Below are 24,103 nucleotides of genomic sequence, written 5' to 3' on the forward strand. Positions count from 1 at the left end.
TTCAACTATGCTCTTCACTCGTTGCGAGCTGCATGGTCTTTAATGTTCCGGACATACATAAAACATTCCCTCCCTCCATGGAGGTCAGATGCAGCGAATATCATTAAAGCATGACTATATGGATGTAGGAGGTAGAGTAACGCAGGAGCAGTTACCGAGGAGCACTTAATGACCTTGCCTCAAAACCGCTAAACTCTCGCTGAGTGGCTAAATGTTTATACTGATTGGTATAAAATTCAATCCATGAAAAACTTAGCTAATTAGTCACTGTAATCATGCGAGTGACAATGGCTTAAAGCTAAAAACAAAAATGCCAGTCATTGATGACTGGCATTTTTAGCTTGTATGGTTAACCTCTAGCAACTAGCAACTAGCAACTAGCAACGCTTACAGCTTAAATCGCCCAGCCACCCATATAAAATACTACTAAGCCGACAGTAATAGCTAACACGCCCGGCTTGATTAAACGCCATTCACCGCTACAAATACGGCCAATCACTAAGGTCACAAAGCCAAGCATAATACCAGTTACGATATTACAGCTTAGGATAATAAATACCGCACAGGTCAAGCCGGCCATAGCATCCACTTTGTCATTAAAATCAAGCTTAGTGACATTGCTTAGCATCAATAAACCCACATACATTAATGCCGGTGCTGTTGCATAAGCTGGAACAAGATAGCTTAGTGGAGCAAGGAACATCATCAGTAGGAAAAGTAAGCCTACGATTGTCGCTGTAAGACCGGTTTTACCACCTGCCGCCGTACCCGCTGCAGATTCAATATACACTGCAGCAGGTGCGCCGCCGACAGCGCCAGCAAAAATGCTACTGACTGAATCAGAAGTTAATGCTTTACCGCCGCCTACAATGTTGTCTTTTTCATCTAACAACTCTGCTTGGCCTGCAACCGCACGAATTGTGCCGGTAGCATCAAAGATTGCAGTCATTACAAGGGCTAATACAATAGGTAAAACCACGGGGTTTAACGCGCCCATAATATCTAGCTGGCCGATAAGTGATTTGTCAGACATTAGATCTGGTAGCGCAAAGAACCCCTGATAGGTCACACTTGGATCAAATACTAATCCAAACACAGATAAAGCGATAATCACCAATAAAATACCGCCCGGCATGCCACGACGCTCAAGGCCAATTGTTGCAGCTAAGCCAATAATGGTGGCAATCACAGGCAAGCTATGAATATCACCCAGTGCCACTGGCAAGCCGGTATCATTGGCTACAATCAACTTAACGCTGTTGGTAGCAATCAATAATAAAAATAAGCCGATACCAATACCTGTGCCGTGGGCAATACCTTTAGGCAAATTAGTGAGTACCCACTGACGAACACCGGTCACACTGACTAATGTAAACACGATACCCATCAAGAAGATTGCACCTAAAGTCACTGGAATTGAGATCCCTTGACCAAGTACCATACTAAATGCGGTAAATGCCGTGAGTGAAATTGCGCAGCCAATCGCCATCGGCATGTTGGCCCATAAACCCATTAACAGCGAGCCAAAGGCCGCAATTAAACAGGTAGCAACGAATACAGCACCAGTGTCGAATCCCGCCGCGCCTAACATGTTTGGCACAACGATAACCGAGTAAACCATAGCGAGGAAGGTGGTAAGGCCTGCAATGACTTCACATCTTAATGTGCTGCCACGAGCTGTAATATTGAAGTAACGATCCAGAAATGAATCGGTGGGAGTTGTAGCGCTTGTTAGAGTCTGCTCAGACTTCATAATTGTTATACCTTTTGATCTCTTAAATTGGGTAAAACCAACTGAGGTAAGTCGGTTACTCGGCTATGGCAGGTAGAGCCCCAATTCAATAGATTGGGTGAGAGATCCACTTACGCTTATAAAAGCGGCAGTGACCTGCGAGCAATATGCCTGGTAAAATTTACTCTTACCAACACAGCCTTTGTTGGCGCGGAGTGTACAGCAATCAGCTGTAGGGAAATAGTCAACTAAAAGCTTTTTTGATTCGTATCAATAAAAAAATGCCCACACGAGTAAACGCTGGGCATCAATATCAACCACTATGCAGGCAAAATAACCACTACACGGGCAAAATGGCTTTAATGCCGATATGTTATTAACGGCGCTTCTTACCACCTAAAGCGCGTTTTTTAGCTCTTTGCCTTTGTGCTGCTTTACTATTTTTACGGCTTGGTTCTTCCATCTTAGTGAGATCCGGCTCAAATCCTGGTAACCATTGCTGCGGTAATCGCTTATCGAGTACTGTTTCAACTTCTTCAAGCAACAAGGCATCATCTTCACTATAAAGAGTGATAGCCTTACCTGTGTTGCCCGCGCGGCCTGTGCGACCGATGCGGTGCACGTAATCTTCAGCCACAAATGGGATTTCATAGTTAACCACGACTTTTAGCTCAACAATATTAAGGCCGCGAGCAGCAACATCGGTTGCCACTAATGCTTTGATCTTACCTTGCTTAAAATCATTGAGCACTTGCTCACGTGCGCCTTGGCCTAAATCCCCATGAAACGCTTTTGTTTCTATGCCGGCTGCTGTCATTTTTTGACAGATTTGATCGGCCGTTTGCTTTTTACGGCTAAAAATCAATACTTGATGCCAATCATTCTTGCTAATCAAATAACTAATTAATGCTGTTTTACGGTCGCTATCAACCGCATAAACAATTTGCTCAACGTTGTGGGCTGCGCTATTAGCTTTATCGACCTCAATTCTTATGGGCTTTTGTAGTAGTTTTTTACTTAAATCATAAATCGCTGAGCTAAAGGTCGCAGAAAATAGCAAGGTCTGACGCTTTGCTGGCAACTGCTTTAAAATCGCGCTGATCTCATCCATAAAACCCATATCTAGCATACGGTCGGCTTCATCAAACACTAAGTGTTCAATGCTAGAAAGATTTAGTGAACCACGGCGTACATGATCGAGTAACCGCCCCGGTGTTGCGACAATAACATCAACACCCGCGGCCAATTTAGTGGCTTGAGCATCAATACTGACGCCACCATAAATCACTAAGCTACTAATGCCGGTATTAATCGCGTATTGGCTAACATTGCTATTAACTTGCACTGCAAGTTCACGAGTTGGGGTGAGTACCAACACGGAGGCTCGTTTCGATGTTGCGTCGTTAACTGGTTTATCAAGTAACAGTTGCAGCAAAGGCAAGGTAAATGCCGCTGTTTTGCCGGTTCCTGTCTGCGCACTTGCCATAAGATCTTGACCTGACAATATCGCAGGGATCGCCTCAGCTTGAATTGCCGTAGGCTGTTGATAACCTTTTTCGGTTAGTACACTTAGAAGTTTGTCACTTAAAGCAAGTGATGAAAATGACACGCTGACAGTCCTTGATAAAAACAGTTTAATTAGCCGAGAGTTTACCAGAAAAAACCACAAAGCCTGCAGCATTCAATCTAGCAGCTACTCAGTAAAAGCAAACAATACTCAAATTAAGCTCAGCGTTACAGGTAGCGTATTAATATCGCTCCTAATATAGACACTCGATTTAAGACCGTCCTAATAAGGACATTCCTGCTTAGTGAGCCGAGTTTGGCTTAGCTTTTATAACCCGTTCGGTCTTTGCACATCGGCGCTACACTCATGTGAAACTGTCGCAGCATCAATGGAGCTCTGATAAATTTTCACACCTGCTTTGTGATGAAGCTCACAACCATAAAAATCAACGCTCAATAAATCAGCAGCAACACGCGAGCGATCACAGTATCGAGGGCTAAAAAGTAGACAATGGCGCTCCGTTTTTATTGGCTATTAGGTTTTGCGGTTTAGTGTTCGAGTTATCACATCAAAGTTTATTATGGGTACAAGCGTTAGGCTTTGTGTCGATGGCGGTAGGTTGGTGGGCCAACGCACAAAAAAATGATCAACACCTTCTTAGTGGCAATCTCGTCGCCTCCGGTTTAACCGCAATGCATCTTGGTTTACTCGGCAGTAACTTAGGCCTGTTTAACCAATTACTCAATATGGTGCGCTTTGCAATTTGTCGTAGCCGCACCACTCGCGCTAAGCGCAGTTCAATTTACCTGCCATTAGTGTTTGCTAGCCTTGCCTTTTTACAAGGACTGCTTTGGGCTAATCACTGGGCAGAGTGGTGCGCCGTTGCAAGTGCAGTGCTAATGAGCTTTGCACTATTTTATGCCAAAGGCGCGCAATTACGCATCGCGATGTTAATCAGTAATCTACTTAATTTAGCGCTATCAATCTATTTGATGTCTTGGTCGGGGATTGCCTATCAAGTGGTTACGATTTTGATTTTAAGCTATGCGCTTTTGCCATTAAAAAGCTCAGGCTATGCGGAAAAACCTGCAGCTTAAGCTGTACTCAAAATCAACTTAGTTTTTTTGCCTACACTACAAATTTGTACAAACACAAGCAGTTAGCTTATGATTACGCTCAATTGGCAATATAAAGATTATAAATAGGAACACGCGACAGTAGAAAAAACTGCCCGCACAAGGATTGATATGGATGAGAGACGACAGTTTTCAAGGTTAAATCTAACCTCTGATGCAAAACTGATTAGTGGCGAAAATCAATGGCAAACTCAGCTGTTAGATATCAGCCTCAACGGCGCGCTTATCAAGCAGCCTCAGGAATTAACACTTGCTTGCCAGTCGCTCACTCTGGAGTTTATGATCCACGATTCTGACATTTGTGTGCAAATGCAGGTCCGTATTGTGCACCAAAAGAACCAGCAACTCGGTTTAGCCTGTTTACATATTGATGTCGAAAGTATTAGTCATCTGCGCCGATTACTCGAGCTAAACTTGGGTGATGCGTCGCTATTAGATAGAGAATTAGAAAGGCTTTTTGGTTTGAATTAACAGATCCAAAATCAAGAACAAAAGCTAGCAACTATCTATACAAAAACACCGCAATTAATTGCGGTGTTTGTCGTTTAAATCATAATTAATTAATCAATTCAAGCAACTCGTGAATCGTCTTCACCGGGATAATTTTTGCTCCAGCGCCTTCCATTGACTTATGGTAGTTACGAAAAGGAATGAAGATCTCGGTAAAGCCATGCTGGATCGCCTCTCGAACTCGAGGTACACCGCTGTCAATAGGACGCACATCGCCATTAAGGCTCAACTCCCCCATAATACAAGTGGTTCTTGGCACAACAAAATCATTCAAACTACTCAATAATGCCGTTACCAAGGCTAAATCGATACAGGTTTCAGACTCATCAATTTTAAGGCCGCCAACCAAATTAAAGTAGGTATCATGGAAAATCTTGGTTTTTGTATGCTTACGCAAAATTCCGGTTAGCATTTTTATCCGGTTCATGTTCAATCCCACGCACACTCGCTGAGGAAATTCAGCTTCAGTTTCAGTGGTTAAACATTGGATCTCCAGCAGCAGATTACGATTACCTTTACGGATACAAGTAATAGCAGCGCCAGGTGACTCAGTGGTTGAGCCAGACAAGAAGATTTCGCTCGGGTTATCAACACTTATCATTCCCCGCTCTGTCATCTTAAAAATACCCACGGTATCGACATCACCAAAACGGTTCTTATTAGCTCTTAATGTGCGCACTTGACCGTCATTACACTCGATATGAGTTAGGCAATCCACAATATGGATTAACGTCTGCGGGCCCGCGGTTTCATTATTCTTGTTCACATGAGCCACTAAAAACATGGTCACATTGTTTTGTTTACAATACTGGGTTAATGCTTGTGCACTGCCCTTAACTTGCGATGGTGATCCCGGGCTACCATTGGCTAAGTCGGTAACAACAGCTTGAATTGAGTCGATAACGGCAAACTTAATCTGCTTATCTTCAAGCTCTGCAATAATCGCTTCAACACTGGTTTCAGCCATAAGGTATAAATTGTCTTCATTGCAATCTAACTTAAGACGATTAACCCTATTTTTAAACTGTGATAATGATTCTTCGGCAGTACAGTATAACGATGGCATCAGCTGCGACATACGCGATACTAAATCCGACAGAATAGTGGTTTTACCCGCACCAGGATCGCCAGAAATAATATTCACCGAGCCTGTTGTAAGCCCGCCGCAAAGTACGCGGTCAAGCTCGCCAATGCCGGTTAGCATTTTCTCGGCTTCAAACTCTTCAATTTCATTTAGCTTTTTTGAACCACCGCCCACAGCACCGGCATAACCTGCTACAGTAGCTCTGGTTGGCTTAGCTAATGAGATTTTTAACTCACTAATGGTGTTCCACTCTTGGCACGCACTGCACTGCCCCTGCCAACGAGGAAAATCTTGACCACATTCATTACATACAAACGCTGTTTTATTCTTTGCCATAACCGCTTCTAAATTGCATAAATCGGTAAAGTAACGACTAGATAGGCCGATACTTATATAATATCCGAGGGATAAGCGAGTATCCCCCTTAGTTATTGCCACTGAGCCTATCAGCCATTGGCCTTATTATCATCCAAAAAGAAGTATTTAATGACGTTAGATCTGCACAAAGCTTTAGTTGAACAGTTAAAACCTTTACTGATGGAGCCTAACTTTCAAGAGTTATTCGATCAACTAACCGCTGATGAAACAAACTCAACCCGCTTTTTGCTTAAAATGGAGCTCACTCGTATTGCTTCAATTTGTACTCGCAACATAGATCTACGCCATAAAACCGAACTTAATTGTGAAGAGTTTCAGTTTGCTGGCCAGCGTCACTATTTAGACCAACCAGCCAAAGACTGCTTTTTAGAAGCCCTTGCTCTGTATCGAGACGAATATACCTTAGGTGTTTATGAGCAAGTTATTAATTGTCATAAACAACGAATTCTAAAGCAACGTAAAGCAAGCCAACAAAATATCATCAGCGAAACCTCCCCTTTTGTGGCTAAAGGCGTAGTTTTAGGTAGCTACTTTGCGCGCTCAGAAGAGCGTATGAATTACAGTATGCGCATCAGCGTTATTCAAGGACAACAATCATTAACCGGCATAACTGTTGATTTGTCTGTTGGCGGCGCAAGAATACGCCTACCAGCCAAACATCATTTACGCACAAGTCAGCCTATTCGAGTCAAACTCGAAGAACTAAGTGATGAGTATTATCACAAAGATCTGCAACAAGGGGTTGATTACCAGATTATTGATGTTGAACAGAATCAAGAGTTCAGCTGGCTGAGACTTAAGCGTATATCAGGCTCTGAAGCACTGTCTGATATTTTGCGAAACCTAATTAGAGGCTATAAATACCGCTATAAAGTCAATGTTAACGATGTACTCGTTAGCACTAAAGGCCTTGGCTTTGAGCGCCAATATTTGCCGCGCTTGCCACATATGCCATTATTTGTTGAGCAAATCATTGATAGCGATAACCAGCAGCACTACAAACTCAGCCATAAGCTGCTTAGCCGCGACAATCAAGGGATCTGTCAATACTTCAAAGATGAAGATGATATTAGTCAACTCAGTGGTTTTTTAACCCCTGAACGGATAAAGTTAATTATTGAATCTGATGAAAATAGTGAACATTGTCAAGTATTTAGCTTTATATTTCACGCTCAAGGCTGTAAATACTTTTACTCTGCAAGTTTAGCGGAACTCAAAAGTAAGAATTTATTGGCATTATTTTTAAGTTTTAGCGCCGCAAAACCAAGCTTCAAAATATTCAGAGTAACCAAACACACCATAGATCATAAGCAGTCATACAAAGCCTGCATACTACCGGGGGATGAAGGACGTTACTCGCCGCAAGCAGAAGCTCAACTTGGCGCCTTTAGCCATGTTTTACAAATAATTGATGCAACAAGCTCAGATCCTGCAAAACAGTATCAAGCTTGGGAGCAAATCCATCAAGCAAGTGAGCAACTACCAAGTGTTAATTCGTTAAAAGTGTTTGGCCAAAACAAAGTTAGCCAACACACCATTACACTTATCTCTTTGCAATTTAGTGAGCGACGCAATGAGTCGCGCTTTGCATTTAAAACCGCCGTGCAGCTCACTCAAGGTAAAGTCAGTGCGATAGCGTCGACAGATGACATATCTACCCGAGGTATGAAGCTCACTTTAACAGAGCCTGTTGAGTTTAACCAAGCTGAGCCAATTGCTGTTAGTTTTCCTAAACTGCAGACTCTTGCAGGCAAAACATCGCTACAGATGCTGCCTTACCAACTATTACGTACCCGTAAAAACGGCGTGACTTTGCACCTTTCGGCCCAAGTCGGCCATACGCCACATGCTGGAGTAGAGTTTTTAAATCGCTTAATTAGGCATAATCGCGAAAAGCTACAAAAACTGACTGAAGGTCAACATGATGTGCAAGAGCTGGCCGATGGCATGAAGAACCTTGTGATGCGCAAACTTGCATCAGTTCCCTATTTTGTCGAGCGCACGGTCAAATCTGCCCGCATATCAACACTGGGGATAAGTACCGAACAAAACCATATTGCCAATATTTTTGCATCTAAGAGCGATGATACCCTTGCCTACGATTTGGCGCCGTTGCTGATGGATGACAAATTAAAACGTCACTTCATTGCGCCTATCCGCAACATGAAACCACAGGATCCTTTATCCTACTTTGAAGTTTATGTGCAGCTATCACGTATGTCACAGGGCAAAATGAAAGTACGCTGTATAAGCGATACTGAACTGCCTGAACTGGATCAACAATTAGGCTTTATTAAGCGCAGCCAAGAGCTTGGCGAATTCATCGCTTTACGCGTATATCGCGGCGCAGCGGGTAAACCTGACTTAAGCTATATCCGCCGCGAACGTGAATACTTAACTAAGCATGCTTCTCACAAAACCAAAAAGCTTGAAGAGCAACTGTGGAACATTATAGGTGTCGGTGAGTTTTTAGATATCACCCCAGAAGTGATGTTGAGGTTCCCAGAGTTAGGCTTCAAAGCTTAAGTCTTGCCAATTTATTTAAAACGCAAAACTTAAGCTCACAGTCCCTTGTCACCAATAGCTATTAGCAGCATTATCAAACTTTATGCTTAATCACTCGATACATAAAGCCAACCACTAACAGGTTAATGCATAATATTGCTGCAGTTAATAAACTCGGCTTGGTCAACAGGCCATAGATCTCAAATGGTAAGTAAATCGCCCCACTTAATAGTGCAAACCACTCGGTCCAAACTAGGCTATGCCAGAGTCCGTATGCTTCTATAAAACGAATCAGCGCATAAAGGCTGGCACCAGCCATCACCAAATAAATATTAGCCGCACTCACTTTGCCCGCTTCAAGCACAACATCTTGCACCAAATGGTTGGCCGGATTTAAATGCAAGTGAGCAATTAACGCTTCTATGACTTGCTGTACATTACCACCAGCAAGCTTATGTAATTCAAAAATCACTAATACGGATAACAAGCCTTTAGTTGCTTCCAGCATAGATACCGCTTTTAGGCCTTTATTCACTGACGACATAATTCTCTTACGCTTAGTTATAGAGTAACTTTATCAAATACTCGTTAAATCCAATTCAAGTTGAGCCTAGTTATTTTAAACCAGTTTAAACAAATTCATCGGCTTATTAATTAGCTTTAATGCAGACCTGTTTTTGCTTATAAAACCAGCATGACAGACGCCTAAATGGTCACCAACAATTCAAAATTTGAGCAAGCAACAATCATTGATTAACGACTGATGAACTGAAGATGTATTTTTATTAATGAAAGGGAATAGTTAATTAGCCTCATCAAATCCTGATGTATAGTGCTGACACAAGCAATTTGCGCATAAATCTGAGAAACTAACTCCCATTTTGGTCGCTAAAATGCTAAAACAGGCTCGACAGTTAAGTACTCATCTCAAACCTCTAAAGCATTAGGCACACGGCTTGAGATTTAGGCCCATTTAGGAACACCGACAATGCTAGATTCATTTGTCTCAGTTATTACCGCACTTTGGCACCAAGATTTTGCTTTGTTACAAAGCCCTGGCAGTGCCGCCATGATTTATCTTTGTATTTTTACCTTAATTTGGCTAGAAAGCGCGCTTCTTCCCGCAGCGCCAATGCCTTGTGATAGCGTGGTCATTCTCTCCGGCAGCTTAGCCGCCGCAGGGATTATTAGCTTACCTTTAGCCTTTATTGCATTATTAGTTGCTGGTGCGACGGGTAGCTGGGTGGCATTTATTCAAGGCCGCTGGTTACACCGCTTACCTAAAATTCAGCGCTGGATTGATGCTGTTCCCGAAAAGCGCATGAAAACCGTAGATAAGTTATTAAATAAACATGGATTATTAGCATTATTTATTGCTCGCTTTATTCCGGTTGTTCGTCCTTTATTACCTTTGATGATGGGATTACACGTTAAAAATGTGGCTCATTTCCATTACTTTGCTTGGTTAAGTGCAGCGAGTTGGAGCGGCTTATTATTAGGCTTTGGTTACGCCTTATCCTATCTACCAGAAAATATTGCAAAGTTTGTGACTATGGCACTGATCATTGCACCATTTGTTACCTTAGCCATTGCGATTATTAGTATATTAAGCAGCTTTATCATCAAGAAAAGACGCGCTAAAAAGTCTATCGTTGCTGAGATCATTCAAGAAAGTGTATTAGTTAAACCGCAAAATATTATTAAAAAACCTGTTGAATAAATAGCGTAAGCTACAGTGATGTACTAACCCTTTCTATAAAGCCCTGTTTGATAACAGGGCTTTTTTGTAGTGCTTGTTTGTATCGCCTGTCTGTATCGCTCACCCTGAGATCTTGAACTTTCTAATAATTGTACTGTTAGGGTTTCACAATATTCATTCCAACTTATCAGCTAAAGCTATAAGTTACTGCTTACCGAGCGAATACTTGGAGTGTGGTCAAGTATAGGCATACATCGAGAGCTTTATCAGCAAGGCCAAGCCCTGAATGCTTATTCTATCCCCCTAAGGCCGGAGCTAAATAATTAGCAGCAGTCTTGTTGCAGAAAGAAACTGTGTTTAATGCCATTTTAAATGGCTCTTATATTTGCTAGCAAAACTCAACTTTTAGCGCTATTTGAACAACGACCTTTTAGCCAACTTTTCACTCAATATAAGCTCGCTAATTTTGCTTAGCGACCTTCTGATAAGTTAAGAGCTAGTGCCTTAGTTAAGAGTTAGATAAAATCCGGCGTTCAATGAGCGTAACGACGAATCTGAAATATTATAAGCATAAAAAAGCCCAAGTATTACTTGGGCTGTTAGCTAAATGAATTAACATTACTAATGGCTAACTAATGTAACTTTGACCTGCGTACACCACAAAGTGCCTCAGTGCTAATACACCAATGATAGTGCTGCACGATACTGTAATTAAGAAGCCTTTAGTATGGCGCCACGCCTTAGGTGCTAGCGTGCTTGCAAGTACTGGCACAACCAAACCTAAGCCAACTACACCAATCCAAAATACACTTGCCCAAGTGCCTGTCGTAATCGCTGCTGTTGCCGCCTGAGCAGCTGGGCCTGAAAAGTTAAGACCAACAAACAACAGGACTAAACAAAGCGCTTCGTTAAAGGCTACTGGATACTCGATGCGGTGCACTTGTTCGATACAATCAGACTCTTTTTTACTAAAGAATAAGGTTGCTACCAAGATGTTACCCGCAGAGCCAACTGACAGTGCAGACGCCAAGAACAAGGCTGGTAATACCGCAGTGTTCAAGATTGGGTAACTAATCAAAGCCGATAGTAAGAAGCCAGTGTAAACCCCTACGCCTAAGCCAAGGGCGAAAATCAGTTTATTAAGACTATTTTCAACTTGGCGACACACTTTAAGAATGCCAGCTAACCAAGGTGCATACTGTAGTACCTGCTTTTCAAACACTAAGGCAGCGAATACAAATACCAGCGGAATATAAACCAGCAGCGCAATTACACCCCATGCCATAACAGAGGTCAGGTTGTAGTTAAGCAAAATATGGTAAAACTCAAATGGCTTGGTTAAATCCAATACCAACAGCGCCATACCTAAGCTGATTGCGACAGGTCCAATAATCGCTGCAGCCTTAATAACTGGTAAACCTTCTGTAGGTTGACCACGGCTTTGTTTGTACCATTTAAGACCAATAGCCACCAGCATTGAACCCGCTGATAAACCCGCCATAAACAAGTAGACTGCGATGATCCAGTTCCATACTACTGGATCGTATTGCTCCATTGAGCCCCAGATATTGTTCATGCTTTGATCCCTCCTTTACGGCTAGGAATGCGGTAGACTCTTGGCTCAGTGCCAAGGTTTACCTTTTGTTGGTAATGATTTTTGGTATCTAATACTTTGCGCACTTCAGAGTTCAGGTCATTGGCGTCACCAAAGGTCAGTGCTTGAGTTGGACAAACGCTAACACAAGCAGGCTCTTCACCACGGGCTAAGCGAGTATCTTTACAGAAGTCACACTTGTCTGGCACACGAGTCTCTGGGTTAATAAAGCGCACCTTGTAAGGACAAGCTGCAACGCAGTACAAGCAACCTACGCACTTTTTCTCGTTGATAGACACAATGCCATCTGCGTTAACATAAGCTGCACCTGTTGGGCACACCTTAACGCAAGGTGCGTTTTCACATTGCTCGCAGGAAACGCGATTATATTTAAAATGTAAATGTGGGAAGTTGCCGTATGGCCCCTCGATTCTCACTTGAATGCGAGTTACCGACTCAGGCACATTGTTTTCACTGCGGCAAGCCACGTTACACGCTTGGCAGCCAATGCACTTGTTTTCATCGTGCACTAGAACATAACGCTTAGTCATAATTAACTCCGATTAAATCTTGGCAACTTTAACGCCGGTTGTATGCAGGTTCATACCTGTTACCGGAGAAGTCACGTGAGGAAGTAAGTTACCGCAATGCACGCCTTTACCAGTTGCACGAGCAAGTTCTTTATTCTTTGAGCCACAGCCCATATAAGCAAATACTGTGTCAGGGCGAATACCTGGGGTCACTAATGCGTGACCTTCTTCGCTGCCAGTATCGTTATAGATGCGGATCTTGTCGCCACTAGAGATATTTAATAGGCCTGCTGTGATCGGGTGGATCCACAAGGCATTGTCAGACATCAAGTTAGCTAGCATTGGTACGTTTTGAGTTGCAGCATTAGTGTGTACCGCGACCTTGCCTTGAATGAAAAACAGCTCATCTGCTTTTTTCATGGTCACTTCGCGGTAACGGATCACCCCGCGGCCTGGTGCCATTTTCTCGACCTTGTCTGAGCTAAGCTCAATCTTGCCGCTTGGTGTCTTGAAGCTTAAGTGGCTAGCGTATGTGCCATTTTCATCAAGTGGTTTAGCACTAGGGTAAGCAGCAGCAAAATCTCTCACCATGCTAGGCTCACGCAGCATCAAAGGCTTACCAAAGCTAACAAAGCCTTCGTCTTTGATTTTTCTTAGTAGGTTTACATCACGTTGCACTTGGAATAGCTGCAATGTTTCCATGTTTTCCCATGGGAAGAACTGGCCTTGACCTAACTCAACTGCAAGTTCTTTCCAGATCTGCCAACTTGGCTTGGTATCACCAATGGTTTCAACTACGCGTTGACGTACATAGTAAGCAGGATTCTTACTCGACTTGTCAGCGATCTCTTCATCACGCTCAAGGTAAGTCGACTCAGGTAGGAAAATATCGGCATAAGCAGCTGATTCGCTGATATAAATATCGCAGGCCACGATAAAGTCGAGCTTTTGCATTGTTTCAACAATACGTGCTCTATCAGTCATGGTTTGCATTGGGTTAGTACGACTCATGACCCAAGCACGTAGCTGATAAGGTACCGCATCAAGAGTCGCGTCGAGAATAGTCTGGTAAATACCGCCTGACGACCAAGTCATGGCGTATTGTTCATCAACCATATCGATGCGCTTGGCATCAATTTTTGGCATGCCATCTACGCCCGGCTTAGCAAGTGTTGGCGCAACTTTTTCGCCAGCAAACTTGTTATAGCTAGAGGCTTTTTTGCCGAAGTACAAACCACCTTTACGCTCAATGTTGCCAACTAACACGTTGGCAGCATAAAGTGCGCGGCGCATTTCAAACTCTTCAGTGGTAAACGATGAACGGTGACCAAAATCCACTAATGCATGTGGCGCAGCAGCGGCGTATTCATGAGTAATACGGCGAATATCTTCTGCTGGTACGTCACTGACTGACTCTGCCCATTCAGGCGTGTAAGCGTTAACTTCTTTAGCAAAGTCTTCAAAACCTGTGACGTATTGTGCTACAAAGTCTTTGTCGTATAAATCGTCTTTAATCAAAACATGGCAAATGGCCAAAGCTACTGCTACATCAGTACCAGGCTTAATCGCGTACCACTCATCAGCTTTATCTGCGACGATAGAGAAACGTGGTTCAAATACCACTAGCTTAGCGCCCTTCTCCATTTGCGCATTCATCATGCCTCGAGTCTCAGACATGTTAATGCCTTCGTACAAGTTATGACCGAAGTTGATGATGTATTTAGAGTTACTTAAGTCGCGCTTAATTTTACCGCCAAACATAGCTTTCGCAGCAATTACATAACTACCTGGGCAAGTTGATGCGTGAGTAAAGGTATTTGGGCTACCAAAGGCTTTGGCTAAATGGAATAGATGGCCTGACAAAGAGCCTGACTTAGATGAAAAGGCTACAGTTTCTGCGCCGTGCTGAGTTTTAATTCTGTTTAGGTTTTCAGCAATCGTGCGGTAAGCTTCATCCCACTCAATTTCTTGCCAGTTACCTTCACCACGTTCACCAACACGCTTTAATGGCTTAACAATACGTTGTTTATCGTAAAGTTGGCTGTGACCTGCACCGCCACGAGCACATACAGCACCGCCAAAAGATTTAGCGTTAGCGTTACCTAAAATCGATACGTTTTTGCCATTCACCACTCGAGCTGAGATCGGACAGCGGGTTGAGCACATTTCACAAATACTTGCGACTGACTCTGCACTGCCTTGCAGCTCAGAATGTCCAAGGGCAGCCAAAGAGCCTGGAAGCGTTGCTAATGCGCAAGTCGCTGTACCCGCTCCGGCCCCTTTAATGAAGGTTCGCCGATCTAGTTTCATGTTAAATCTCCCAATGACAATGATCCTTAGCAAAGCGATATGTTAAGCACTGGATTAACTGCGATTTGCAATCAACCTATTTGCTAAGGTTTTCATCATTGTTATTGAGGAGGCTAAGTTTGAATATTGTGGTAAACCACATACCTGCTATGCCGTGAGCTTGTTTGTGAAGCAATTCACAGTTCATTTTTACACCACCACAGCAAGTAAATACTGTAAATTGTGGTAAACCACATAACGTAAAAAAGATGATTTTTTTGTAGGTTATGCCCCAATAAAAGCCAAAATGTGCGGCAGACTAATAACAGTCAATACCGCACATATAGTGGTGGCGACTTATGGTTAACTTAAGCCCTATTGCACAATACGTTATAAGTTAAACAACGGCTTGCTCACTACCACGCTTTTTAAGACTCAGAGTTGCCACGCAGCCTGTAGTATCGCCACTACGATTAGCCAGCGTGAATCGACCTTCATGCTCTTTAATTACTTCGTTGCAAATCGCCAGTCCTAAACCTAAACCATCAACTTTAGTGGTGTAAAAAGTTGCCATTAACGTATCTGACTCCATAGCAAGCCCGGGGCCATTGTCGACGATAAAAATGTTGACTTGCTGCTCTTTAAAGTCGAGTTCGATATTAATTTTTCCGCTGCGGACATTGTCTGAGTCGGCAATGGCATCAACACTATTTTTAATTAGGTTAATCAGCACTTGCAACAAACCCACTCTATCAGCAGTAATAAAGAAGGGTTCACCTTTAATTTGGGTGTTGATTTGAATGTCTCGTCTTGCCAGCTCAAGCCGCAGTAAAGAGATACTCTCTTCTACTAAGGTGAGAATATTCACATCGACCATCACCGCTTCACGGCGTTTTAATAATCCTCGAATTCGATGTACGACTTCCCCTGCGCGAGTGGACTGCTTGTGGATTTTCTCTAGCAGCTCAATACAGGCTTGTACGTCGGCTTTTTCTTGCCCTTGCAAGCGCATTATGCCGCCTTCGCTATAACTGGTAATCGCGGCAATAGGCTGGTTAATTTCATGGGCAAGCCCTGCACCAATCTCACCAACAATAGAGGCGCTTTGTAGCCTCTCTAAAGCAATTGCTTGCTGCTTTAACTGGCGCTCAGACTCAATAAGTGAGTTACTTTTTTGATGAAATCGATATTCAATCCATAAATGGTAAAGGGTGGCGATAATAAAAATGAGTACCGATAAAATTCCCCAGTGACGATTATCTTCAAGCCACTGTTTGACCGAATCCCAACGGCTATGCTCAGGCGATGCCACATGTAACTCTTTAAACAGTTTAATCACAGCTAACTGGCTAATTGGCGAAGTCCAGCCCTTGAGCTGTGCAGTGATTGCTGCGGGGTTGTCTGCAGTTAACTCCAATAACGCTTGGGTAATTGCCTTGGTTAAGTTGGTATCAACACTTTCTGTGGCCGCAAATGACCAGTTTGGGTACAGATTTGTGCTGCACTGGCATTCTATTCCCTCTGGTCGACTCGGGTTTAGCACCCGATAATCTGCACGGCGAATAAGCCCTCGGGCAACCATGTCCTCTAGCGTACACAAAGGCGTTATTGCGGCATCAACATTACCATCGCGCACTTGGTACAGCAGCGGATCGAGTGGAAAGCCTAAGAATTTGGTTTGGCCAAAAAACGTTGTAGGGTCCATTCCCAAACTATGCATGAGGCCAACAGTTGCTTGATATCCACCAAGCGCATGTGGATCGCTCGCAGCAACAATCTTGCCTTTTAAGTCATATAAAGTGCGGTAATCACTATTAGCACTAACGATAATCGCTGAGCCAATAGCTGATGTCGTGCCGTTATGGCGTTTTGAGCGCATTGTTGCGAGCCAAGAAAGTGGATATTGGTTCGACAAATACAAGTATTGGCCTGGGTTGGTAATAATAAACTGAATTTGCCCGAGCTCCATCGCCAAATTTAGCGCTTCAAAATTGCCAGGATAGACATGAAACTCAGCACCTGGAACTTGCTCATTAAGGTATTGCATCATCGGAGTCCAGCGCTCGACCGCTTGTTGATGCCCCCAGTTTGCCAGCACGCCCACATAAAACTGCTTTGGCTTAGACCATGCAGTGGTAGAAAACAATAAAACTAAGATACAAAACAAAATTTTAGGCAATTTCATTCCCTTAACATTCAATTAATAGCCTGCTAAATCACGATAGAACATAGGTCTTATCAGCCCTAATCAAATATAAAAACCGCTAAAGCGCTGTGATAAATTTAAAGCGGATTGATTAGCAATAGCTTACGCTAGGCAGCTAAGTTAGCTGCGTGACCCAATTCATGCTTTATGAAAAATAGTTCGCTAATTGCTGCAAACTGGGATATCAATCATTTAAGCATTGCTAAAATAAAGGTGTGTTGTGGAACAGCTAATTAAAGGTCCGGTGTATTTAGTCGATGATGATGAAGCAATTATCGATTCGATAAGCTTCTTAATGGACGGTTATGGTTACCAACTTAATTGTTTCAACAGTGGCGACAGCTTTCTTGCATCCGTTGATTTAAGCCAAGCTGGTTGCGTTATTTTAGATGCGCGTATGCCGGGGCTAACAGGCCCTCAAGTGCAGCAACTACTCACTCAAGCTAAAAGCCCATTATCAGTTATTTTCTTAACAGGCCATGGTGACGTGCCTATGGCTGTAGACGCTTTTAAAAATGGGGCGTTTGATTTCTTTCAAAAGCCTGTACAAGGCAAACTTTTATCGCAATCAATTGCTAAAGGGCTAGAGTACAGCTGCCGCCAACATTGGAAGCTGACTAACCAAGCTTTGATTAATAATTTGTCTGAGCGAGAAACGCAGATCTTTGAGCTAGTGATTGCGGGAAACACCAATAAACAGATGGCGAATGAGCTCTGCGTTGCGATCCGCACCATCGAAGTTCATCGCTCAAAACTAATGACCAAACTTGGCGTCAGTAACCTTGCAGAACTGGTAAAACTCGCGCCGTTATTGGCTCACCACAATGAGTAGTACTAGCAGCAAGTATTTGTAACTGTTAAATAAAGCAAGCTTATAAGTCTAACTGCCAAACTAGGCTTCTATATGTTTCTGCTTATTACCAGCCTAGGTACAACCTTACATGTTGGCATCTAAGTTATTAACGCCATAACCAATAAACTAAACCTAGCCGTTGAAGCTCCGATACCAGTCTCTAACTTTTGGAAAATGATCTTTAACGGCATCTTTATGGGTTAACATGCCACCATGATCGTAGTCATGTCTAAAGCCCTGCTTTTTAGATAATAAGGTGTAATCAACCTGCTGAATCTGGCACTCTTTTATCATGCGCTCAACATCAGCAGGATTACCAAGCACCTTGTCGCCCTTACCGGCTATAAACCAAGACTTAGGCCAATTAGCTTGTTTGGCGGCGCTGGCATAATCAAAACCATCATCGCTATCTACCCATTGGCCGCGCACCCACTCAATAGTTTGCCTAAGCGATGAACGAGACTCATTATCCATGCCCATTTTCAGTTTGTCTGCGGGCAGGTAACCACTTTTCCAAGCGATAAAAGGCGCAATGTTGTTCCACACGAGATCCACTGTAAGCCATTTTTGCAGTGATTTGACTTGAATACGGCGTTTACTGCCAAAGGTGACTAATGAAGCAACGCTTTGCTGTAAATCCTCATAGCGGGCTAACGCGCTTGCCATCAATACGCCCCCCCAAGAATGTGCGCACCAATGTACTGTTTTTACTTTTGGATGCAACGACAGTATGTATTGCTGAATAAGTGGCAATTGTTCGCGGATCACCTCACCTTGGCCAGACTCAAAACCGCGAGCTAACTTAGGCTCACTAAGGCCACGACCTAGAGTATCAAGCACGTAAACAACATACCCCGCATCAGCTAAATAGCAACCCAAGCCTTTACCTGAGTCACTATAAAACACCCGCCCATTAGACATAGCGCCATGTAACATTAAAATTGGCGGCTTACTCATATCTGCTTGCACAGGCACTATCTGCCTTAAGTGCAAATGGCCGTGTTTATAAGGTACATGGTAAGATTTTTGCTGGATATTCAAAGCTAAACTCTCTTGTTTTTTAAGTTACGCTACTGAACTCTAAATGCAAAGACAAGAGCAAACACTCTAATAATATGCCGGGCAAGTACGATTAAAACGCGGAGTAATTTGGATAGCTAAATTAATCAAAATGATAGTTAACTTTTAGAACAAATACTCATTTCAACCATTATCTATAACATTAAAATATAACAACTTTTATCTTGAATAATCATCTGCTAGAGATAAAGGTTGAGGTGAGGTGTAGAGAGATATTGAAATGTGCATTTAAATTTCAATCGCCAAAAATTAGTGCCCCATTACAGCAAAAAAGCCCAACACGGTAGGTGCTGAGCTTCTATTTGAAGACGCTTGGTTTAATCGGCCTTAACCAGCAACTAGTTACCCCAAGCTAATGGCAATTTGCATTACTTAAGCTGAAACAAATAAGGCAACACCTTTAAATTTAGCTTATCAATCTGAATATCTGCGGCCTTAGCAAGCTTAGGCTTTGCATGATATGCAATACCAAAATCAGCAGTTTCAATCATTGGAATATCATTAGCACCATCACCAATTGCCACTCTTTGCCCTGCTGCTATTTGCCACTGCTCTGCACAGCTAACTACGGTGTCAGCTTTGAATTGCGCATCCACCACTTGGCCCGAAACACTGCCAAGTAACTTACCATCAGCAATATCCAGCTCATTTGCAAATGCAGCATCAAGAGATAATAGCTGTTTAAGATGATCCACAAATGGCGTAAAGCCACCAGAGGCGACGACGGTTCGCCAGCCATGACTTTTAAGCTCAGCAATCATCTCTTTAAGGCCCGGCATTAATGGTAGCTTAGCACATAGCGTTTCGATGATTTGCGCATCTGCACCTTCAAGCTTAGCAACTCGCGCACGTAAACTTTGCTCAAAATCGAGCTCGCCTTGCATCGCAAGCTCGGTCACTTCGGCAACTGCGGCACCAACTCCCGCCATAACAGCCAGCTCATCAATACACTCGATTTCAATAGCTGTTGAGTCCATATCCATGACTAATAACCCTGGAGTATTGATTAGCGGTGCATTAGGAGCGACTTCAAATAACTCAACAGTTGTTAGGTTATCTAATTGAGACAATTGCGCTTGAGATAATGCGCTCTCGCTGCAGAGCTCAATGCAGCTCAAACCGCAATGACGCTCAATAGCTGCCAAACTCAAGTCAGTACTTAATGCCGTTAACCAGTTACAAACCACTTGAATATCGATGGTTTGTTGATTTTCATCACAATCTTGTTTCGCTAAAAATACGACTCGATAACGTGAGAAACCGACTGGGTACTCGGTTTCGTTATGACGAGAAAATCTTTGTTTCCCTGCTATAAAAGACATGCTACTTTCGGTGGTTAACCAAGTAAAAACAGCAGATTGACTCGAACTTTCCATTAGTTATGACTCTCCAGCTACCGAGTACAGACAGAATCAATTATTATTAAGTCAGTACACAACATATTAAGGGTTTCAGTGTTCTATTTAAAAGGCCTAAGAAAGAGCCATCGAATAAGCCGATTATTACAGATCATGATTGCTATCGCATTATTCATCGGTCTTGACCAGTTGTGGGAAACTAGCCTACTACAAGGGCAGCAGCTTCTAAAGTCCCAAACCGAAAAGATGGCAAGATTACTGGTCCAGCAAACTGCTTATGGTGCTGCACCAGCATTACAACTTGAAAATGACGAGCAATTGCAATGGCTTGCCCAAGCGCTTGTGCTCGACCCTAAGGTCATGTCAGCCAGCATCTTTAGCGAAGATGGCGTAAGGCTCTCTTTTGCCCAAAGTGTAACGGAAGAAGATTTGGAGCCCGGCTCTGAAGAGTTAAACACGATTTTAGATCAATATCCTCCTTATGTTGAAGCAGTCTCGCAAGACGGTAAAAACTTAGGTTACGTAGAAGTACGTCTAGAACCTAAGTACTTCTTCAATGAAATTAAAGAAGCGCATCAAATCAATATGGAGCAGCAACAAATGATGCTGCTAATAGCAGGATTAATTGGCATGCTGCTATCGCGCGCACTTTCATTTAAGCGTGCGGACTTTGATAGACGTAAAGCGAGAGTAAAACTGAGAAGATTATTAGCGAAGAAAAAAGCCAAAGCTGAAGCTAAAGAAGCCAAAAAACTGGCTACCCAAGGCAAAACTCAAACATCGGCAACGCTAATAGATGAAGCAAAGCCTAATGAGACAATAAGTGCAGATAATAAAGTAAACGACGCTGTTAACTCTGGTGACTCGGTAAAAGCTAATGACAACTTAAATAGTACTGTCAACGATGTTAAAGCTAGCCCTGAAAAGATGAAAACAGCTTCTAAGGCAGAAGCCGCTTCAACAGTAACATCTGTAAACGCAACAGTTAATGCAGAGCCAAAAGCGGCGAATAAAGCTCAGCAAGGTGCTATTTCTCAGCTTGAATCAGAGGTTCAACCAAAGATTGAAGCAGAGGTAAAGCAAACACCTAAACAAGAGCCAAAGCCGGCCTTTGAAGCTAACGCTGCTGACACAAAATCGCAGCCTGAACCATTAGCGCCTAAACCTAAAGCCAAGCGTGCCCCAAAAGCAAAAGCGGCAGCGAAAACAACAGCAACTAAATCAACTGCAGGCAAAACGGCTGCGCCTAAATCGACTGCAGCTAAAGTAGAGACACCAGCTGTAGCGACAAAGGCTAAAAGGGCTACAAAGGTTGCCGACATCCCAGAAAGTGCTAGTGCAGAAGCCGACTCTGAGTCGTCAGCCAGTGAAAAAGTGAAGCCCGCTTCAGCAAAAAAAGCTAGCGTTAGAAAAACTGCAGTGAAAAAAGCGCCCGTTAAGAAACCAGCCACTAAAGCTAAGGCCAAAGTGAAACCAATAGATAATGACTCAGAAGCTGAAGACTAAAATTGTTTGGTATAAACAGTGGTAAAAAATAGATAAAAAAACGGACGCATTAGCGTCCGTTTTTATTGCAGTCGATAACGACTAAAGCATTAGCAATTAAAGAGTAATTGCAGCTTCTAGTGTCATTTCGATCATTTCGTTGAACGTAGTTTGACGCTCATCTGAAGTTGTCTTCTCACCAGTACGGATATGATCCGAAACAGTAACAACACACAATGCTTTAGCACCGAACTCTTTTGCTACACCGTATAGACCAGCAGCTTCCATTTCAACGCCTAATACGTCCATCTTTTCCATTACGTCAAACATAACTGGATCAGGAGTGTAGAATAGGTCTGCAGAGAAAACGTTACCTACGCGGTACTTAGTGCCTTTTGCTTCAGCAGCTTTAACTACAGCGCTTAATAGGCCGTAATCACAAATAGCAGCGAAGTCTTGGCCACGGAAACGTAGACGGTTAGTTTGTGAGTCAGTACAAGCACCCATACCAATGATCACGTCACGTACTTTAACGTCAGTGCTGATTGCACCACAAGTACCAACACGGATTAGGTTCTTAACGCCGTAATCTTTGATCAATTCAGTTGCGTAGATTGAACAAGATGGGATACCCATGCCTGAACCCATAACAGAGATACGAACACCTTTGTAAGTACCAGTGAAACCAAGCATGTTACGAACGTCAGTAACTTGCTCAACGTTTTCTAGAAACGTTTCAGCGATGTACTTAGCGCGTAGTGGATCGCCTGGAAATAGAACTGTATCAGCAAATGCGCCGTCTACGGCATTAATGTGTGGTGTAGCCATCAGAATAACCCCTATTTATATTTATAGACCGTTGTAAACAACTTAAGTCTTGTATGCTAGCGGCTCAATTTGAGCCGCCAAATTCAAATTTCTTCAGATTATGAACGAATAAATGATTCGCCATATTCCATTGGCTCAAGCTTAAAGTAGCTAGCAATAGATTGGCCCATATCAGCAAAACTATTGCGCAGCCCTAAGGAGCCAGCTTCTAGGCCTGCACCGTACGCAAGTACAGGCACACGCTCACGAGTATGGTCACTACCAGGCCATGTTGGATCACAACCATGATCAGCAGTCAGCAGTAAGAAGTCGTCTTCGCCTAGCAGTGCTAAAATCTCTGGCAAACGTGAGTCAAAGTACTCAAGGCTGCGAGCATAACCAGCTACATCACGACGGTGGCCGTAATGTGAGTCAAAATCCACAAAGTTAGTGAAAACAATTGTGTTGTCACCAGCTTGTTTAACTTGCTCTAACGTCGCGTCAAATAACGCTTCTAGGCCCGTTACTTTAACTTTCTTAGTGATGCCGCAGTTTGCATAAATATCTGCAATCTTACCCACACTAACAACTTCACCACCGGCAGCCTTAAGCTTATCAAGTACGGTTGGCGCAGGCGGCTCTACCGCGTAATCGCGACGGTTACCGGTACGCTCGAAATCACTGGCACATGTGCCAACAAATGGACGCGCAATCACACGACCAATATTGTAATCGGCAAGCTCTTCACGGGCGATAATGCAAAGCTCATATAACTTCTCAAGCCCGAAAGATTCTTCATGACAAGCGATCTGAAATACTGAGTCAGCAGAAGTATAAAAAATTGGCTTGCCTGTACGCATATGCTCTTCGCCAAGTTCTTCTAAAATAACCGTACCAGATGAATGGCAGTTACCTAAAAACTCGGTTAATCCCGCTCGTGCTAAAATCTTATCGGTTAGCTTTTGTGGGAAAGAGTTAGTTAGCTCACTGAAGTAACCCCATTCGTATAAAACAGGTACGCCAGCCATTTCCCAGTGTCCGCTTGGTGTATCTTTACCCGAGCTTAGCTCGTCTGCGTAACCATAAGCACCAATAACTTCAACATCATCAGCAAAGCCAAGTGGAAACTCACCAGTACTTTCTTTTGATGCATGACCAAGACCTAAACGCGCCAAGTTTGGCAGCTTTAACGGGCCTTCACGACCATCGTTTGCTTTGCCTTCAGCACATGCCTTAGCAATGTGACCAAAAGTGTTTGAACCCACATCGCCAAAAGCCTCAGCATCGTGCGCTGCACCAACGCCGAATGAGTCTAGCATCATGATTATAGTACGTTTCATAAACTGTGCT

The 24,103-nt window shown here is 43.2% G+C and carries 18 protein-coding genes; 6 read left to right on the top strand and 12 right to left on the bottom strand.

The genetic code is table 11. The annotated features are described in order from the left end of the window. Window positions 1-394: 394 nt before the first annotated feature. Together MSG37_RS12300 and MSG37_RS12305 are read right to left on the bottom strand one after the other, a co-directional pair. Window positions 395-1,753 carry an NCS2 family permease gene (locus MSG37_RS12300; protein ID WP_248470956.1) on the bottom strand — a complete coding sequence of 453 codons (1,359 nt, stop codon included), beginning with the start codon at window positions 1,751-1,753 and terminating at the stop codon, window positions 395-397. A gap of 355 nt (window positions 1,754-2,108) precedes the next feature. Further along, window positions 2,109-3,341, bottom strand: coding sequence for a DEAD/DEAH box helicase (locus MSG37_RS12305; protein ID WP_248470957.1), 1,233 nt, complete (start codon window positions 3,339-3,341; stop codon window positions 2,109-2,111). A 449-nt stretch (window positions 3,342-3,790) separates the two neighbouring features. Here MSG37_RS12305 and MSG37_RS12310 point away from each other — a divergent pair, with 449 nt between their 5' ends. Both MSG37_RS12310 and MSG37_RS12315 read left to right on the top strand, forming a co-directional pair. Then, entirely contained in the window at window positions 3,791-4,336 is a 546-nt protein-coding gene (locus MSG37_RS12310) for a YgjV family protein (RefSeq protein WP_248470958.1), read from the top strand. A gap of 150 nt (window positions 4,337-4,486) precedes the next feature. Further along, complete coding sequence (locus MSG37_RS12315) at window positions 4,487-4,846, top strand: PilZ domain-containing protein (protein WP_248470959.1); 360 nt, start codon at window positions 4,487-4,489, stop codon at window positions 4,844-4,846. Between the two features lie 85 nt (window positions 4,847-4,931). Here the strand turns inward: MSG37_RS12315 and radA are convergent, their stop codons facing one another. After that, window positions 4,932-6,305 carry a DNA repair protein RadA gene (gene radA / locus MSG37_RS12320; RefSeq protein ID WP_248470960.1) on the bottom strand — a complete coding sequence of 458 codons (1,374 nt, stop codon included), beginning with the start codon at window positions 6,303-6,305 and terminating at the stop codon, window positions 4,932-4,934. Window positions 6,306-6,455: 150 nt separating this feature from the next. Here radA and MSG37_RS12325 point away from each other — a divergent pair, with 150 nt between their 5' ends. Next, window positions 6,456-8,873: a PilZ domain-containing protein gene (locus MSG37_RS12325; protein WP_248470961.1), complete on the top strand. Its 2,418-nt coding sequence runs from the start codon at window positions 6,456-6,458 to the stop codon at window positions 8,871-8,873. Window positions 8,874-8,946: 73 nt separating this feature from the next. Here MSG37_RS12325 and MSG37_RS12330 read toward each other — a convergent pair whose 3' ends face one another. Further along, window positions 8,947-9,396, bottom strand: a complete 450-nt coding sequence (locus MSG37_RS12330) for a DUF2127 domain-containing protein (protein ID WP_248470962.1) — start codon at window positions 9,394-9,396, stop codon at window positions 8,947-8,949. A gap of 444 nt (window positions 9,397-9,840) precedes the next feature. Here MSG37_RS12330 and MSG37_RS12335 point away from each other — a divergent pair, with 444 nt between their 5' ends. Then, entirely contained in the window at window positions 9,841-10,572 is a 732-nt protein-coding gene (locus MSG37_RS12335) for a DedA family protein (RefSeq protein ID WP_248470963.1), read from the top strand. Between the two features lie 607 nt (window positions 10,573-11,179). Here MSG37_RS12335 and nrfD read toward each other — a convergent pair. From nrfD to MSG37_RS12355, 4 genes are all read right to left on the bottom strand, one after another. After that, entirely contained in the window at window positions 11,180-12,127 is a 948-nt protein-coding gene (nrfD, locus tag MSG37_RS12340; protein ID WP_248470964.1) for an NrfD/PsrC family molybdoenzyme membrane anchor subunit, read from the bottom strand. Continuing rightward, window positions 12,124-12,696 carry a 4Fe-4S dicluster domain-containing protein gene (locus MSG37_RS12345; protein WP_248470965.1) on the bottom strand — a complete coding sequence of 191 codons (573 nt, stop codon included), beginning with the start codon at window positions 12,694-12,696 and terminating at the stop codon, window positions 12,124-12,126. Before MSG37_RS12345 ends, nrfD begins: the two co-directional genes overlap by 4 nt. Before the next feature lie 12 nt (window positions 12,697-12,708). Beyond that, the gene (phsA, locus tag MSG37_RS12350; protein ID WP_248470966.1) at window positions 12,709-14,985 is read right to left on the bottom strand and encodes a thiosulfate reductase PhsA; all 2,277 of its coding nucleotides are present in this window, start codon (window positions 14,983-14,985) and stop codon (window positions 12,709-12,711) included. A gap of 376 nt (window positions 14,986-15,361) precedes the next feature. After that, a complete protein-coding gene (locus MSG37_RS12355; RefSeq protein WP_248470967.1) occupies window positions 15,362-17,149 on the bottom strand; it encodes a sensor histidine kinase in 1,788 nt (595 codons plus the stop codon). 241 nt (window positions 17,150-17,390) lie between these two features. Here MSG37_RS12355 and MSG37_RS12360 point away from each other — a divergent pair, with 241 nt between their 5' ends. Then, window positions 17,391-18,002, top strand: a complete 612-nt coding sequence (locus MSG37_RS12360) for a response regulator (protein WP_248470968.1) — start codon at window positions 17,391-17,393, stop codon at window positions 18,000-18,002. Between the two features lie 153 nt (window positions 18,003-18,155). On the opposite strand, the gene MSG37_RS12365 is transcribed toward MSG37_RS12360, so the two are convergent. Continuing rightward, window positions 18,156-19,064 (bottom strand): alpha/beta fold hydrolase, encoded by a 909-nt coding sequence (locus tag MSG37_RS12365; RefSeq protein WP_248470969.1) that lies wholly within the window; start codon window positions 19,062-19,064, stop codon window positions 18,156-18,158. A gap of 407 nt (window positions 19,065-19,471) precedes the next feature. Continuing rightward, a complete protein-coding gene (gene serB, locus MSG37_RS12370; RefSeq protein ID WP_248470970.1) occupies window positions 19,472-20,479 on the bottom strand; it encodes a phosphoserine phosphatase SerB in 1,008 nt (335 codons plus the stop codon). Window positions 20,480-20,557: 78 nt separating this feature from the next. Between serB and MSG37_RS12375 the strand changes: the two genes are divergently transcribed. Next, window positions 20,558-21,967 carry an AhpA/YtjB family protein gene (locus MSG37_RS12375; RefSeq protein WP_248470971.1) on the top strand — a complete coding sequence of 470 codons (1,410 nt, stop codon included), beginning with the start codon at window positions 20,558-20,560 and terminating at the stop codon, window positions 21,965-21,967. Between the two features lie 96 nt (window positions 21,968-22,063). Here MSG37_RS12375 and deoD read toward each other — a convergent pair whose 3' ends face one another. Continuing rightward, window positions 22,064-22,774 carry a purine-nucleoside phosphorylase gene (deoD, locus tag MSG37_RS12380; protein ID WP_248470972.1) on the bottom strand — a complete coding sequence of 237 codons (711 nt, stop codon included), beginning with the start codon at window positions 22,772-22,774 and terminating at the stop codon, window positions 22,064-22,066. Between the two features lie 98 nt (window positions 22,775-22,872). Beyond that, the gene (locus MSG37_RS12385; RefSeq protein WP_248470973.1) at window positions 22,873-24,093 is read right to left on the bottom strand and encodes a phosphopentomutase; all 1,221 of its coding nucleotides are present in this window, start codon (window positions 24,091-24,093) and stop codon (window positions 22,873-22,875) included. Window positions 24,094-24,103: the final 10 nt, after the last annotated feature.

The sequence above is a fragment of the Shewanella sp. 1CM18E genome, assembly GCF_023161665.1.
Taxonomy (GTDB): domain Bacteria; phylum Pseudomonadota; class Gammaproteobacteria; order Enterobacterales; family Shewanellaceae; genus Shewanella.

Excerpts from the sequence above, each read along its gene's own strand:
- MSG37_RS12325 (WP_248470961.1), top strand. The coding sequence starts at position 6,456 with ATGACGTTAGATCTGCACAAAGCTTTAGTTGAACAGTTAAAACCTTTA.
- MSG37_RS12300 (WP_248470956.1), bottom strand. The coding sequence starts at position 1,753 with ATGAAGTCTGAGCAGACTCTAACAAGCGCTACAACTCCCACCGATTCA.
- phsA (WP_248470966.1), bottom strand. The coding sequence starts at position 14,985 with ATGAAACTAGATCGGCGAACCTTCATTAAAGGGGCCGGAGCGGGTACA.
- serB (WP_248470970.1), bottom strand. The coding sequence starts at position 20,479 with ATGGAAAGTTCGAGTCAATCTGCTGTTTTTACTTGGTTAACCACCGAA.
- MSG37_RS12355 (WP_248470967.1), bottom strand. The coding sequence starts at position 17,149 with ATGAAATTGCCTAAAATTTTGTTTTGTATCTTAGTTTTATTGTTTTCT.
- MSG37_RS12315 (WP_248470959.1), top strand. The coding sequence starts at position 4,487 with ATGGATGAGAGACGACAGTTTTCAAGGTTAAATCTAACCTCTGATGCA.
- nrfD (WP_248470964.1), bottom strand. The coding sequence starts at position 12,127 with ATGAACAATATCTGGGGCTCAATGGAGCAATACGATCCAGTAGTATGG.
- MSG37_RS12335 (WP_248470963.1), top strand. The coding sequence starts at position 9,841 with ATGCTAGATTCATTTGTCTCAGTTATTACCGCACTTTGGCACCAAGAT.
- MSG37_RS12385 (WP_248470973.1), bottom strand. The coding sequence starts at position 24,093 with ATGAAACGTACTATAATCATGATGCTAGACTCATTCGGCGTTGGTGCA.
- radA (WP_248470960.1), bottom strand. The coding sequence starts at position 6,305 with ATGGCAAAGAATAAAACAGCGTTTGTATGTAATGAATGTGGTCAAGAT.
- MSG37_RS12345 (WP_248470965.1), bottom strand. The coding sequence starts at position 12,696 with ATGACTAAGCGTTATGTTCTAGTGCACGATGAAAACAAGTGCATTGGC.
- deoD (WP_248470972.1), bottom strand. The coding sequence starts at position 22,774 with ATGGCTACACCACACATTAATGCCGTAGACGGCGCATTTGCTGATACA.
- MSG37_RS12330 (WP_248470962.1), bottom strand. The coding sequence starts at position 9,396 with ATGTCGTCAGTGAATAAAGGCCTAAAAGCGGTATCTATGCTGGAAGCA.